Origin of the sequence: Polaribacter marinus, assembly GCF_022662535.1 — a bacterium.
Lineage (GTDB): Bacteria > Bacteroidota > Bacteroidia > Flavobacteriales > Flavobacteriaceae > Polaribacter > Polaribacter marinus.
In genome coordinates this window covers 228223-242973 of the sequence record NZ_JAKQYM010000002.1, presented here as the reverse complement: position 1 = coordinate 242973, position 14751 = coordinate 228223, and the positions used below count along the sequence as shown (strand labels likewise).

Annotated in this window: 13 protein-coding genes and 1 other RNA gene; 4 read left to right on the top strand and 10 right to left on the bottom strand. The window is 29.5% G+C overall.

The genetic code is table 11. From position 1 onward, the window contains the following. Genes MC378_RS04295 through MC378_RS04285 form a run of 3 tightly spaced genes read right to left on the bottom strand, consistent with a single transcriptional unit; the run spans window position 1 to window position 3191 of the window. On the bottom strand, window positions 1–1071 hold the full coding sequence (locus tag MC378_RS04295) for a DegT/DnrJ/EryC1/StrS family aminotransferase (RefSeq protein ID WP_242177490.1): 1071 nt from the start codon (window positions 1069–1071) through the stop codon (window positions 1–3). A 1-nt stretch (window position 1072) separates the two neighbouring features. After that, window positions 1073–2326, bottom strand: a complete 1254-nt coding sequence (locus MC378_RS04290) for an ABC transporter ATP-binding protein (protein WP_242177489.1) — start codon at window positions 2324–2326, stop codon at window positions 1073–1075. 4 nt (window positions 2327–2330) lie between these two features. Next, on the bottom strand, window positions 2331–3191 hold the full coding sequence (locus MC378_RS04285) for an ABC transporter permease (RefSeq protein WP_242177488.1): 861 nt from the start codon (window positions 3189–3191) through the stop codon (window positions 2331–2333). Window positions 3192–3299: 108 nt separating this feature from the next. On the opposite strand from MC378_RS04285, the gene ftcD reads away from it, so the two are divergent. Further along, the gene (gene ftcD / locus MC378_RS04280; protein WP_242177487.1) at window positions 3300–4982 is read left to right on the top strand and encodes a glutamate formimidoyltransferase; all 1683 of its coding nucleotides are present in this window, start codon (window positions 3300–3302) and stop codon (window positions 4980–4982) included. A 110-nt stretch (window positions 4983–5092) separates the two neighbouring features. Here ftcD and aroQ read toward each other — a convergent pair whose 3' ends face one another. The 3 genes from aroQ to MC378_RS04265 all read right to left on the bottom strand — a co-directional run bounded on the left by aroQ (window position 5093) and on the right by MC378_RS04265 (window position 6731). Further along, entirely contained in the window at window positions 5093–5506 is a 414-nt protein-coding gene (gene aroQ, locus MC378_RS04275) for a type II 3-dehydroquinate dehydratase (protein WP_242177486.1), read from the bottom strand. Between the two features lie 80 nt (window positions 5507–5586). Next, window positions 5587–6087 carry an outer membrane beta-barrel protein gene (locus MC378_RS04270; RefSeq protein WP_242177485.1) on the bottom strand — a complete coding sequence of 167 codons (501 nt, stop codon included), beginning with the start codon at window positions 6085–6087 and terminating at the stop codon, window positions 5587–5589. A gap of 170 nt (window positions 6088–6257) precedes the next feature. Continuing rightward, the gene (locus MC378_RS04265) at window positions 6258–6731 is read right to left on the bottom strand and encodes a hypothetical protein (RefSeq protein WP_242177484.1); all 474 of its coding nucleotides are present in this window, start codon (window positions 6729–6731) and stop codon (window positions 6258–6260) included. 155 nt (window positions 6732–6886) lie between these two features. On the opposite strand from MC378_RS04265, the gene xerD reads away from it, so the two are divergent. Continuing rightward, window positions 6887–7783, top strand: coding sequence for a site-specific tyrosine recombinase XerD (gene xerD, locus MC378_RS04260; protein ID WP_242177483.1), 897 nt, complete (start codon window positions 6887–6889; stop codon window positions 7781–7783). Window positions 7784–8069: 286 nt separating this feature from the next. Here the strand turns inward: xerD and rny are convergent, their stop codons facing one another. The 4 genes from rny to MC378_RS04240 all read right to left on the bottom strand — a co-directional run bounded on the left by rny (window position 8070) and on the right by MC378_RS04240 (window position 10443). Next, window positions 8070–9638: a ribonuclease Y gene (gene rny, locus MC378_RS04255; protein ID WP_242177482.1), complete on the bottom strand. Its 1569-nt coding sequence runs from the start codon at window positions 9636–9638 to the stop codon at window positions 8070–8072. A gap of 48 nt (window positions 9639–9686) precedes the next feature. Further along, window positions 9687–9794, bottom strand: a non-coding RNA gene (gene ssrS, locus MC378_RS04250) — 6S RNA. 54 nt (window positions 9795–9848) lie between these two features. Next, the gene (locus MC378_RS04245; RefSeq protein ID WP_242177481.1) at window positions 9849–10139 is read right to left on the bottom strand and encodes a cell division protein ZapA; all 291 of its coding nucleotides are present in this window, start codon (window positions 10137–10139) and stop codon (window positions 9849–9851) included. Window positions 10140–10152: 13 nt separating this feature from the next. Continuing rightward, window positions 10153–10443 carry a hypothetical protein gene (locus MC378_RS04240; protein ID WP_242177480.1) on the bottom strand — a complete coding sequence of 97 codons (291 nt, stop codon included), beginning with the start codon at window positions 10441–10443 and terminating at the stop codon, window positions 10153–10155. A gap of 146 nt (window positions 10444–10589) precedes the next feature. Between MC378_RS04240 and MC378_RS04235 the strand changes: the two genes are divergently transcribed. Together MC378_RS04235 and MC378_RS04230 are read left to right on the top strand one after the other, a co-directional pair. Next, a complete protein-coding gene (locus MC378_RS04235; protein WP_242177479.1) occupies window positions 10590–12293 on the top strand; it encodes a M23 family metallopeptidase in 1704 nt (567 codons plus the stop codon). Continuing rightward, window positions 12253–14748: a TonB-dependent receptor gene (locus MC378_RS04230; protein WP_274704100.1), complete on the top strand. Its 2496-nt coding sequence runs from the start codon at window positions 12253–12255 to the stop codon at window positions 14746–14748. Before MC378_RS04235 ends, MC378_RS04230 begins: the two co-directional genes overlap by 41 nt. Window positions 14749–14751 lie beyond the last annotated feature (3 nt).

Sequence of the window (14751 nt, the reverse complement as noted above, 5' to 3'; positions counted from 1 at the left end):
TTAACAACTTAATATAATATTAGATATTAATTTTATGTTTTCTTCCGTCAAATCATAATACAAAGGCAAACACAAAACTCTAGCTGCAATACTTTCAGAAACTGGCATTTTTTGTGTACCAACATAATTTAAGGTGTTTAATGATGGATAAAAATATCTTCTAGGATATATCTCCTTTTTATTAAGTTCTTTTATCACTCTTAATAACTCTTCTTCTGTATTAAATATAACAGGGTAATAACTATAATTCCAATTGGTATGATCTCTTATTTTAATCTTTCTAATTTTTGAAAAATCTAAAAAAGTATTATATCTACCCACCACCTTTTTTCTATCTGAAACAATTTCTTTAAAATATGGAAAAATAGCTAATCCCATAGCAGCTTGCAATTCACTCATTTTTGCATTGATACCAATCCCATGAAAAGATGTTGCTGTTTTATGTCCAAAATTGTGATGGTAAAACAATTTCTCATGTAATTCTTTAGATTTCGTAAATATGGCTCCGCCTTCTCCTGTATGAAATATTTTTGTTGCATGAAAACTACAAGTGCTTATATCTCCATAATTAAATATGGATTGCTTATTATAAGTTACACCAAAACAATGCGCAGCATCATAAATAACTTTCAAATTGTATTTTTTTGCTATTTTTTCAATTTCTATAACGGCACAAGGGTTCCCAAAAACATGAGTAGCCAATATTGCCGAAGTTTTATTTGTAATTGCAGCTTCAATTTTAGTTTCGTCTATCGTTAAATTTTCTGAATCAATATCCACAAAAACAGGTTTACAATTTTCCCAAACAATACTCGATGTTGTAGCTACATAACTAAAGGGCGTGGTAATAATTTCGCCTCTTAAATTTAATGCTTTTATTGCTATTTGTAATGGAAGTGTACCGTTTGTAGTAGCAATAATATTTGGAATCTTTAAGTAATCTTTTAATTTACCTTCTAATTCCTTTACCAATTCTCCTCTATTTGTTAACCAACCTTTCTCCCAAGCTGATTTTAAAATAGCTTGATACTCTTCTTGTGGCGGTAAAAAAGTTTTAGTAACATTTATCATACTATTTTATGATTTCCCATTTAAACTGTGGTTTTATATACCCTGGTTCTTTTCCCATATAAACGCCTAATTCTCTTTGTCTATCAATCACAGTAAACATAGCAATATCTTTTTCTACAAAAATGGCAGTCTTTCTATTTTTCACTAAAAAGAAAGACAGGAAATACTGACCAGATTGAAAAAATGAAGCTGGAAAATTACACTTAATATTATTTTCTCCTTCCTTTAAAGAAATATCTTTAGAATTACTAAAAGAAAACATAGCCTCTCCCATCTCATTATATAAATGGTAAGTAATATGATAATAATCTTCCTTGATATCTTTTAATGTAATGTTTGTAATTAATGACAACTCATCATCTTCCACCAATTTATCATCATTCTTTTTTCCAATAACCTCAATAGCATTTAGTCTAAAAACATCATTTTCATACCTCCCTGCTTCAAATTGTTGATTTCCTTCATTCTTTCCTAAATAATAACTAATCGCATTATCAACATCTGTATCAATAGACACTTTTCCATTTTCTAATACAATAGCCCTAGTGCACAAACTTTTTACCGAAGCCATGTTATGACTTACAAACAAAACTGTTCTACCTCCACTGGTAGAAATGTCTTTCATCTTCCCTATAGCTTTCTTTTGAAAATCTGCATCTCCTACGGCTAAGACCTCATCAACAATTAAAATGTCTGGTTCTAAAAAAGCGGCTACAGCAAACGCCAAACGAACAGTCATTCCACTAGAATATCTTTTTACAGGTGTATCTATATAACGTTCACAACCAGAAAATTCTATAATCTCATCTAATTTAGAAATAATTTCTTTTTTGGTCATTCCTAAAATGGCTCCATTTAAGAAAATATTTTCACGCCCCGTCATTTCTCCATTAAACCCAGTTCCAACCTCTAGTAAAGAGGCTATTTTACCATTGTATTTAATAGAACCCGTTATAGGACCTGTTACCTTAGAAAGAATCTTAAGCAAGGTTGATTTTCCTGCCCCATTTCTACCAATTATCCCAACAACATCACCTCGTTCAACCTCGAAGTTTATATCTCTTAATGCCCATACATAATCTGAATTTCCTTTTTTTGATCTGTCATTGGTTTCTCCTATTTTTAAAAAAGGATCATCTTTTCCTCGTATTTTATAAATAAATCTTTTAAAATCATCCGCTAAACTTCCCGAACCAACATTACCTAATCGATATTGCTTTGATAAATTCTCAACTTTTAAAATAATATCTTTCATAAACTTAAACAGTATCTATAAAGTTCTTTTCTGATCTATTAAATACAATAACTCCTACAAACAAAAGGCCTAAAACTAAACCTATAGTTATTATAAATAAATTGGTATCAAAATGATAACCACTTGTGCCAAATAATAAATACCTACTCATTTCTATAATTCCTGCAAGTGGATTATATTCTACAATCCAAGCATAATCGGGCATTTTTTCCTTAAAAAAAGAAATGGGATACATTACGGCAGATAAATACATTAGCAATTGCAAACCGAAGTTTACTAAAATTTTCATATCTCGATACTTTGTAACAAGAGCGGATATAATTAAACCTAACCCCAAACCTAATAATCCCATCAAAATAATTACTACAGGGAAAAATAAAATAACTGGAGTTAATTTTAAGTTTGCTCCAGAAATATAATAATATGTATAAAAACAGGCGAGTATAAATAATTGTATTCCAAACTTAAACAAATTAGAAACAATGGAAGTTAAAGGTGCTATTAATCTTGGAAAATATACTTTTGAAAAAATTCCTGCATTTGAACTAAATGACGTAGAAGTAGAAATTAAACAAGTTTTAAAATATCCCCAAACAATAATTCCAGACATATTAAACAAAAAAGCTGGAGTTTCACCTGTTGAAACATTTGCTACATTGTTAAAAATTAAAGTAAAGACTACTGTTGTAAACAAAGGCTCTAACAAATACCACAAAGGCCCTAACACTGTTTGTTTATATACTGTTACAATATCACGTTTCACAAACAGCATCAACAAATCTCTATACCGCCATACTTCCTTTAAATTTAAATCGAATAAACTATTTTTGGGTGTTATTTCAAAAAGCCATTTATCATTCTGCATCTTAAATAATTGTATTAAAAACAAATATAATTTATTTAATGCGTTTTTTTAACTTTTATGAAGCAGATTAACGCTTACTTTTTTAAATTTGACTAAAATTATTTTCTAATGAATAAACAATTAATAGAATGTGTTCCTAATATTAGCGAAGGAAGAGAACTAAACAAAATTCATACAATTGCAAATATTGTAAAAACAGTTGAAGGTGTGAAACTCTTAGATGTAGATCCTGGTAAGGCTACAAATAGAACCGTAATTACTTTTGTTGGTGAACCTGAAAATGTTATTGAAGCTGCATTTAGACTGATAAAAAAAGCTGCGGAATTAATAGATATGAGCAAACAAACTGGTGCACACCCTCGTTTTGGTGCTACAGATGTTTGTCCGTTGGTTCCAATTGCTAACATCTCCATGGAAGAAACAACTAAATATGCACATCAATTAGGAAAAAGAATTGGTGATGAGCTAGGAATTTCTGGATATTTTTATGAAAATGCAGCAACATCTAACGCCCGAAAAAACCTTGCTACAGTACGTTCTGGAGAATATGAAGGATTAAAAGAAAAATTATCTAATACTAATTGGAAACCAGATTTTGGTCCAACAACATACAACAAACAAATCATTTCGTCTGGAGTCACAGCTATTTCTGCACGTGATTTTTTAATTGCATATAACGTTAATTTAAATTCAACTTCAACTCGTAGAGCAAATGCCATTGCTTTTGATATCCGTGAAAATGGAAGAGTTAAATTAGTGGATGGAAAAAAAGTCATTGGTAGTAATGGAGAGCCTGAGAGAATTCCTGGTAAATTAAAAGCAGTAAAAGGAATTGGTTGGTTTATTGAAGAATACGGAATTGCTCAAATATCGTATAACCTAACCAACATTTCAATTACTTCTATGCACGAAGCTTTCTATGAAACAGATTTTGCTGCAACCAAAAGAGGTTTACGAGTAACAGGTTCCGAATTAGTTGGTTTGGTTCCCTTACAAGCCATGTTGGATGCTGCTGATTTTTATCTAAAAAAGCAAGAACGTTCTTTAGGGATTAGTGAAAGTGAAAAAATAAAAATTGCCATCAAATCTTTAGGCTTAGACGATTTAAAACCCTTTAATCCCCAAGAAAGAATTATTGAATATGTAATGAATGCTGATGCTGATAAAAAATTAATTGACTTTACTGTAAAAGACTTTGCAGAAGAAACAGCATCAGAATCTATGGCTCCTGGAGGAGGAAGTATTTCTGCTTATGTTGGTGCTTTGGGAGTTTCCTTAGGAACTATGGTTGCAAATCTATCGGCACATAAAGCAGGTTGGGATGCTAAATGGGAATACTTTTCTAATTGGGCAGAAAAAGGACAGAAATATAAAAATGATTTATTATTCTTGGTAGATGAAGACACCAATGCGTTTAATAAAATTATCGATGGGTTTAGAATGCCAAAAACTAATGCTGAAGAAATTGAAATTAGAAAAAAAGCAATTGAGGAGGCAACAAAATATGCTACAGAAATTCCTTTTAAAGTTATGAAAACCGCATATAATTCAATTGAAGTAATGTTAGAAATGATGAAAAACGGATTGCAAAATTCGCTTTCGGATGGAGGTGTTGGTGTTTTATGCGCTAAAACGGCTGTTACTGGAGCATATTTTAATGTAAGAATTAATGCAAAAGATATAAAAGACAGACAATTTGCGGAAGAAATTTTAGAAAAATCCGAAGAAATTTATCAAAAAACTATTGTTTTGGAAAATGAAATGATGGATTTAATCAATAAAAATATTTAATCTTATTCAGAAAAGGAAACTTTCATTTTTATAAAATATTCAAGTCATTTTACATTTTTAATGTAGAATGACTTTTTTTTTGGGAAAAAAGTTTAGATATAAGTTTAAAATTACAAAAAACTCTGAATAGCTAATTCATATCCTTTTAAACCAAAGCCAAATAAAACACCTTTTGCATTTGGGGCAATATAACTTTTATGCCTATACTCTTCACGAGCATGAATATTAGAAATATGTACTTCTACAACCGGAGTTTCAATTCCTTTTACAGCATCACCTATGCCAACAGAAGTATGTGTATATGCCGCTGCATTTAAAATGACACCATCATAATCAAAACCAACTTCATGTAACTTATCTATAATTTCTCCTTCAATATTAGACTGATAATAAGACAATTCAATAGTTTTAAATTGTAATTGTAACTCTTTAAAAAAATCGTCAAAAGATGCGGAACCATAAATTTCTGGTTCTCTTTTTCCTAATAAATTAAGGTTTGGTCCGTTTATGATTATTAATTTCATAATTCAAAAATACATTTTTTAAACAAAAAAACGGAAGCAAAATTAAATTGCTTCCGTTTTTAATAATAATTTTGTTTTTATTATAATGCAAACATAGCACCAAATCCAAAATTAGAAATAGTAAAACCATCTTTACTCATTCCTGTATAAGATGCTTGTAACATTACTTTATCGCTAATAGCGTAACCAACCATTGGTCTGTAATAGAAAGCTCCTTCTTGTCCATTAGGGCTAATTCCAATACCATAACCTAAATCAGCTCCAATAGTAAATTTTTCTGAAGCAGCGTAACGACCAGCTGCAGCAATAGGTAAAAAAGAAGTATCATTAGCATCAATTCCTGTACCTAATATATCATTTTTTCCAAAATAATGAAGATAAGATACAGAAGGCCCTACTTTAAATTCATCTGAAAGATTAAATAAATAATTAGCTTCAACCGAAATAGCAAATGATGAAATATCACTCATATCTCCTGTTGGAAATCCTAAATTACCTCCTACGTTAAATGCCCCTTCTTGTGCATTTGCAGTTCCTAATCCACAAATTGCAAATACTGCAATAAATAATAATTTTTTCATAATAAAGTTGTTGTTTTAAATTTGAGCCGCGAAAATAAGACAAACCATACAAATGAACTATTATTATAATTTATATTTTTTGTTTAACAAAAACAACCTACATTTTAAAATAATTCATAAAAAAACGGAAGCTATTAGCTCCCGTTTTTAAAATATTAAATATTTAAGTCTTAAAAGTCAAACATAATTCCTAAACCAATATTAGAATAAGTTCCTCCTGTAACACTAACACCTGAATATGAAGCATTTAAATTCATAGAATCGCTTAATCCATAAACTACCATAGGTCTATAATAAAAACCTCCATCGTTTCCTGTTGAAGCTCCTAAAGCATAACCTACATCAGCTCCTAAACTAAATTTGTCAGATACAGCATATCTACCAACAACAGCTAAAGGAATAAAACCTGTAGAATCAAAACCATCTTTACCACTGTAATTTTGGTATCCAGCAGCAGCACCATATGTAAAATCTTCATCTGCGTTAAACATGTAGTTTAAATCAACTCCAAAAGAAAATGATGAAAAATCACTTACATCCCCTACTGGAATTCCAAGATTTACACCTCCACTAAATCCACCTTGTGCATTTACTGTTCCTAATCCAAAAATTGCAAAAGCTGCAATTAATAATACTTTTTTCATAATATATTTGTTTAAATTTATGAAGCAAATATAAACAAAAAATAATACCAACAAATTAAACTCTTAAATTTAAGTTTTTTTTTAGACTAAAAGAATAAAAATGAAATATTCTTTTTTATTAAAATTGATGGTTACTTTTGTTATATTTATAATATATGAATTGGCAAAATGCAATTAAAGATTATCAGCTTTTTTTAAAAATAGAAAGAGGTTTGTCTCAAAACACAATAGATAGTTATTCTAGAGATTTAGAAAAGTTACAGTCTTTCTTAGAAGAAAATGCAATTAAAGTTACTCCTATAACTATTGATGATGATTGCATCCAACAATTTATTTATGATGCTGCTAAGAAAATAAACCCTAGAAGTCAAGCCAGAATAATTTCTGGTTTACGCAGTTTTTTTGATTATTTAATTTTTGAAGATTATAGAGAAAGCAATCCTACCGATTTAATTGAAGCTCCTAAAATTGGGAGAAAATTACCAGACACACTTTCTGAAGATGAAATAAATGAATTAATATCTGCCATTGACCTAAGTCATCCACAAGGTGAAAGAAATCGAACTATTTTAGAAACCATCTATAGTTGTGGCTTGCGTGTTAGTGAGCTTATTTCTCTAAAAATTTCTGATTTATTTTTTGAAGAAGGCTTTATAAGAGTTCTTGGTAAAGGAAACAAGCAACGTTTTGTACCGATTCATCACAGTGCTCAAAAATATATTCTATTTTATATAAATAATATTAGAGTCCATATAACTGCTCAAAAAGGTTTTGATGATATTGTTTTTTTAAATAGAAGAGGAAAAGGTTTGACTAGGCAAATGATTTTTATGATTTTAAAAGGTTTGGCAGTTAAAATCGATTTAAAAAAGAAAATTAGTCCACATACTTTAAGACATTCATTTGCAACTCATTTATTAAAGAATGGTGCAGACTTAAGGGCTATACAACAAATGTTAGGACATGAAAGCATTACAACTACAGAAGTCTATGTACACGTAGATAAAAGTTATTTAAAAGAAGTAGTAGAAACATATCATCCTAGAATGTAATAATACAACCTACATAATATAGTTTTTTATATAACTTTTTAAAAGTCACATAGTAAGAAAAAAGAATCTCACCTTTATTTCTTTTAAAAAAATAGTACATTATTTTTAATTTTATACTAGTATATTTTATAAAAAATACTAATATAATTATATAAATATACTAATGTTTTAATAAAATAGTTATGAATGTCCTATAAAAAAGCCTTTCAGACTTACAAAATTTTTAAAGTAAAAAAACCTTGAGTAAATACCCAAGGTTTTTATTTTTTATATATAAGTACTCAATTTATTTAGCCACGTTTACCGCTCTTGTTTCTCTAATTACTGTAACTTTAACTTGACCTGGATATGTCATGTCGTTTTGTATTTTTTGAGAAATGCTAAAAGACAACTCAGCAGCTTTTGTATCATTTACTTTACCACTTTCAACCATAACACGTAATTCACGTCCTGCTTGAATAGCGTAGGCTTTTTGTACTCCTGTGAATCCAAAAGCAATTTCTTCTAAATCTTTTAAACGTTGTATGTAAGAATCTAATACTTGACGTCTTGCTCCTGGTCTTGCTCCTGAAATAGCATCACAAACTTGAACTATTGGAGAAATTAAACTTTTCATTTCAATCTCGTCATGGTGAGCTCCAATTGCATTACAGACTTCTGGTTTTTCACCATATTTTTCTGCCCATTGCATTCCTAAAAGAGCATGAGGAAGTTCGCTTTCAGTATCTGGAACTTTACCAATATCATGCAATAAACCAGCTCTTTTAGCCATTTTAGCATTTAAGCCCATTTCTGCAGCCATAATACCACAAAGGTTTGCCACTTCTCGAGAGTGTTGTAATAAGTTTTGTCCGTAAGAAGAACGGTATTTCATTCTTCCGATAGTTTTAATCAACTCTGGATGTAAACCATGTATTCCTAAATCTATTACTGTTCTCTTACCAACTTCTATAATTTCTTGTGTTATCTGATTTTCAGTTTTCTTTACAACTTCTTCAATTCTTGCAGGATGTATTCTACCATCAGTAACCAATTTATGCATAGATAAACGAGCAATTTCTCTTCGAACAGGATCAAAGCAAGAAAGAATAATTGCCTCTGGAGTATCATCAACAATAATCTCTACACCGGTAGCAGCTTCTAAGGCTCTAATATTTCTTCCTTCACGTCCAATGATTCTACCTTTAACATCATCTGATTCTAAGTTAAAAACAGAAACACAATTTTCTACTGCTTGTTCTACACCAACTCTTTGTATAGTTCCTAAAACAACTTTTCTAGCTTCTTGCTCTGCAGTTAATTTAGCTTCTTCTACAGAAGTTTGTATAAAAGCCATTGCTTCTGTTTTAGCTTCATCTTTTAAAGAAGAAACAAGTTCTTTTTTAGCATCTTCTGCAGATAGACCAGAAATTTGCTCTAACATATCTACGTGACGTTTGTGCATTTTTTCTAGTTCTGTTTCTTTCTTTTCTAAAAAATCTAGTTTATTATTAAAGTCGTTTTCTTTTTGCTCTAAAGAACGATTTAGTTTCTTGTTCTTATCTACTTCTGAAGCAACTTGAGACTCTCTATCTCTAATTCTTTTTTCTACATCAGATATTTTTTTCTCTCTAGATAAAATAACCTTTTCATGTTCTGATTTTAATTCAATAAATTTCTCTTTTGCTTGTAATATTTTATCTTTTTTAATTGATTCTGCATCAATTTTAGCTTCTTTTAAAATTGCTGTAGCTTCTTTTCTAGTACCGTTAAGTAACTTTTTTCCTTTTGCTTTTTCTAAAGCTTTTGCTATTATAAAACCTATTGCAGTTCCTAATATAACTCCCACAATAACGGGTAGTATCATCTCTATCATAATTTCTGTTTAGTATATAAAAAAAGCCTACATTAGTTGGGTTTATATAAACTCCATTATGGTAATTATAGGACTAACTAGTTGATCAAGGATCCATTCTAAGACGGCATGCTTTAGCAACTAAGACTTATCCTTCATAATAGATTAGTGTTGAGTTTATCAAACAAATTACTAACGTAGGCAGTGTGTTGTTAATGTATTTTAATGAACTTATTTTAAATGTGTATTGACTAAATTAGTCAGCTCATTTATTTTTTTTATTGCTTCTGTATTTGTAGAATCTTTTTCTAAAGATTTTATCTCTAATTTAGAAGCAAATTGTAAAGCACACATCGCTAAAACATCTTGTTTATCACTTACTGCGTAATTTTGCTCATACATAGAAATTAACTTATTTATAGCATTTGCCGCTTTACGCATCCCTTCTTCTTCTTTAGTGTTGTTAACACTTAAAGGATATGTTCTACCTGCAATTACAATATTAATCTTTAGTTTTCCCACAATGTAAAGAACTTTATTCTTGCAACTGAATTATACATTTATCTATTTCTCTAATTAATGTATTTATTTTCAGTTTTGTATCTTTTGTATCTGTACTACTGCCGTTAATAGTTTTTGCAATTTTTAACAAATCATATTCTTTTTTTTGCTTTATTAATAACTGCTCTTTTTCTATAAGCTGATGCTGTAATCTTGTGCTACTTTGAAGCAAAATTTCATTTTCATTTTTTAAAAATTCATAATTAGAAAGTAGTTCTTGTAACTTATCTTCCAGTAAATGAATTGCTTCTAGTGTATTACTCATCTTACTTATTAGAATAAACTATGCTTACAAAGTTAATATTCTGTTTTTAATATTACAACTTTTAATTGCTTTTTTATCAAACAATTGATTCTGAGCTCTTTAAAAAAAGAAGGATTTTTATTACTTTTATCAAAAATTATTATCTTTTGAAAAAACTTATTTTAATATTTATTGCTACTACTAATTTACTAGGATTTTCTCAAGAAAAATATCCACAAAATTATTTTAGCCCCCCATTAAATATTCCTATCATTCTTGCTGGTACTTTTGGTGAACTTCGCAGTAATCACTTTCATGCTGGGGTAGATATTAAAACTCAAGGTAAAGAAGGCTTAAAAGTTTATGCTGCTGCAGATGGTTATGTTTCTAGAATAAAAGTACAACAATTTGGTTACGGTAAAGCCATTTACATCACTCATCCTAATGGATATACAACCGTTTACGGGCATCTTAGTAAATATGCCGATAAGATTGAAAATTACGTAAAATCAATACAATATAAAAAAGAAAGTTATCAAACAGGAAACTTATTTTTTAAACAAGATAAATTCCCTGTAAAAAAAGGCGATATCATTGCTTACTCTGGTGATACAGGTGGTTCTGGAGGTCCACATTTACATTTTGAAATTAGAAATACATCAACAGAAAAGGTAATAAATCCTTTATTATTTGGATTAAATGTTGAAGATTCTAAACCTCCAATTTTTCAATCTTTAAAAGTCTATATTTTAAGTAGTGATGCTAGAGTAAATACCCAAAAGAAAGGCTATACCATTCCAATAAAAAAATTAGAAAAAGGAAATTACATTGCAGATAGAATTTCTGCTAGTGGAATTATTAGTTTTGGAGTAAGTGTATTTGATAGATTAAACAAAGCAAATAATAAGAACGGCATTTATAGCTTAGAAATGCTGGTAAATGGAAAACGTTTTTATTATCACGATGTAGAAACCTTTTCTTTCTCTGAAAGTAAATACATCAATTTACATATTGATTATGAGCATTATAAAAGATACAAAAAGCGCTATCAAAAAACATATAAAGAAACAGCTAATAAATTATCTACATATGAAAAACTGATAAATAATGGGAAAATAAACATTAAAAAAGGGTTTAACTATAATGTAAAAATTATTGCTAAAGATTTAAAAGGAAACATCAGCACTATCAAAATTCCTATAACAGGTAAAGAAAGTAATGTGATTTTTGACGAACAAAAAGATACAACTGGATATAAAATTATAGCTAAAAAATTTCAAAAATTCACAAAAGAAAGCGTCACTGTTGCTTTTCCCAAAAACACTTTTTATAATGATCTCTTTTTAAATTTTAAAGTTGAAGATGACATCGCGAAAATTCATACACCAACAGTTCCATTAAATAAAAAATTTACTTTAACATTTAACGTTTCTAAGTTTACTAAAACAGAGCAACAGTATTTATATATTGCCAATTTAGAGTATCCCAAATATCCAAGGTACCAATCAACTAGAAAAAAAGACAGTACTTTTTTTACAACAACAAAAACGTTAGGTAACTACACACTACTAACTGACAAACAGAAACCTACAATAAAATTACTGTATTTTAAAGATGGTCAATGGATTTCTAGCCTAAAAACAATAAAGGTAAAGATTGATGATATTGGCTCTGGAATTAAAAACTTTAGAGCAACAATAGACGGTGAATGGATTTTAATGGAGTACAATCATAAAAAAAAGATATTAACCTATAATTTTAATGATAAAAAATTGGTTGGTAGCAAACATATCTTTAATCTTGTAGTTTCGGACAATGTTGGAAATACTAATGAGATTTCTACAACGTTCTTTAAAAAACAAGCTAACTAAAAACTACGTGAAAAAATTCTTACTCCTTATACTATTTATTCCTTTTTTGGCTTTTGCTCAAAAAACAACAATCCTTAAAGGAACCGTAAAAAATAAAAGTAAAGAACCTATTGAAGGAGTTTCTATAAAGTTTAACAATATAGGAACAACTACAGATAAAAATGGAAATTACCAATTAAGAATTCCTTTTAAAAAAGAAATAACATTAATTTTTAGACATGTTTCTTATAGAACATTTACAAAAAAAATTACTGCAAAAAGTAGAAATGGAGAACGCTACTCTCCTACCTTAATTTTAAAAACAGAAGAATTAGAAGAAATTGTTATAACAGACAATAAAAAAAATGCCGAAGGAATCATTAAAATTGATGTCAAAAAAGCACAAAACATTATTGGCCCAAATGCTGGTGTAGAAAACATAATAATGACACTTCCTGGTGTAAACAACAATAATGAGTTAAGTACCCAATACAATGTACGAGGAGGTAATTTTGATGAAAACCTTGTATATGTTAATGGTATTGAAATCTATAGGCCTTTTCTTATCAGATCCGGTCAACAAGAAGGACTGAGTTTTATTAACTCAAATATGGTACAAAACATTAACTTTTCTGCAGGTGGTTTTCAAGCTAAATATGGAGATAAATTATCATCTGTATTAGATATCACCTATAGAAACCCAAAAGAATTTGCTACAGCTATTGATTTTAGTTTATTAGGAGCAAGCGCTACTCTTGAAGGGTTACTTTTAAATAAAAAATTAAGTGTCCTTACCGGTGTTAGATATAGAGATAACAGTCTTTTTGTGAATAGCAAACAAATAGAAACTAGTTTTAGACCAAGATTTACAGATATCCAAACTTATTTATCATATACAGCTTCAGATAATTTAAAGTTAAATTTTTTAGGAAATTTTTCATTAAACAATTACAACTATAAACCTCTATCTAGAAGAACCCGTTTTGGTACGGTATCAGATCCCTTAGAATTAACCGTTTTTTACGATGGACAAGAACAAGATAAATATTTAACCCTTTTTGGAGCCTTATCTGCCGATTACAAAGTAAATGAAAAGTTGTCGTTTAACGGAACAGTTTCTAGATACAACACACAAGAAGAAGAATATTTTGATATTGCTGCTTCTTATCAATTAGGCGAAGTAGATGCAAATATCGGTTCAGAAAATTTTGGTGAAGTAGATTTTGCTCAAGGCATAGGTTCACAATTAAATCATGCTAGAAACGACCTAGATGCATTGATTACAAACTATCAAATAAAAGGGAAACTTAAAAATGAGAAACAAGAGTTATCATTTGGTATCAAATATCAAAAAGAAGATATTAGAGATAGAATTAGAGAATGGGAACTTATAGATTCTTTAGGCTTTTCTATTCGTCCACCAAATCATACAGGAAATAATCAACCCTATGAACCTTTTGAAGGACCAATTACTCCTTTTCAAAATGTTAGAGCCGATAATAATGTTGCTATTAATAGAGTTTCCGGATTTATTCAATTTAATGAAAAACGTTTTTGGAATGACCATGAAATTTGGTACAACATTGGCGTTAGAACACAATTATGGAATGTAAAAGCAAACGGTATTTCTTCTAAAAACCAACAGACAATTAGTCCGAGAGCACAATTTGCTATTAAACCAAATTGGGAAAAAGACATGTTGTTTAGAGTTTCTGGTGGATGGTATTCACAACCCCCTTCGTACAGAGAATTAAGAGATGCAAGTGGATTGATAAATATTGACTTGAAAGCACAGAAATCAATTCATATAGTAGCTGGAATGGATTACAGTTTTGAAATGTGGGAAAGACCTTTTAAACTAACTACAGAAGTTTACTACAAAGATTTATCAAATGTTAATGCATACTCAGTAGACAATGTTAGAATTCGTTATAGAGCAGATAATTTAACAACTGCCTATGCACATGGAATAGACATTCGATTGAATGGAGAATTTGTGCCTGGAAGCGAAAGTTGGGTAAGTTTAGGATATTTAAAAACTGAAGAAAATATAGATCACAGAGGAAACATTTCTAGACCCACAGATCAACGATTAAAATTTGGAATTCTTTTTCAAGATTACGTTCCAAATTTACCAAACCTAAAAGCATATTTAAATTTAGTGTATAATACAGGAGTTCCTGGAGGTTCACCGGCTTATTCAGATGTATATCAATTTCAAGAAAGATTGCGTGATTACAAACGTGCTGATTTAGGAGTGTCGTATGTATTTACTGATGCTAATAAAAGATACAAAACTGGTTGGTTGTCTAAATTTAAAGAACTTACCTTAGGCCTAGAGCTTTTTAATATGTTTGATATTCAAAACTCCATAACTAATACTTGGGTTAGAGATGTGTATTCTAAAACACAATTTGGAATTCCAAATTATATGACAGGAAGAGTTTTAAACTTTAAAGTTGGAATGAAATTTTAATTT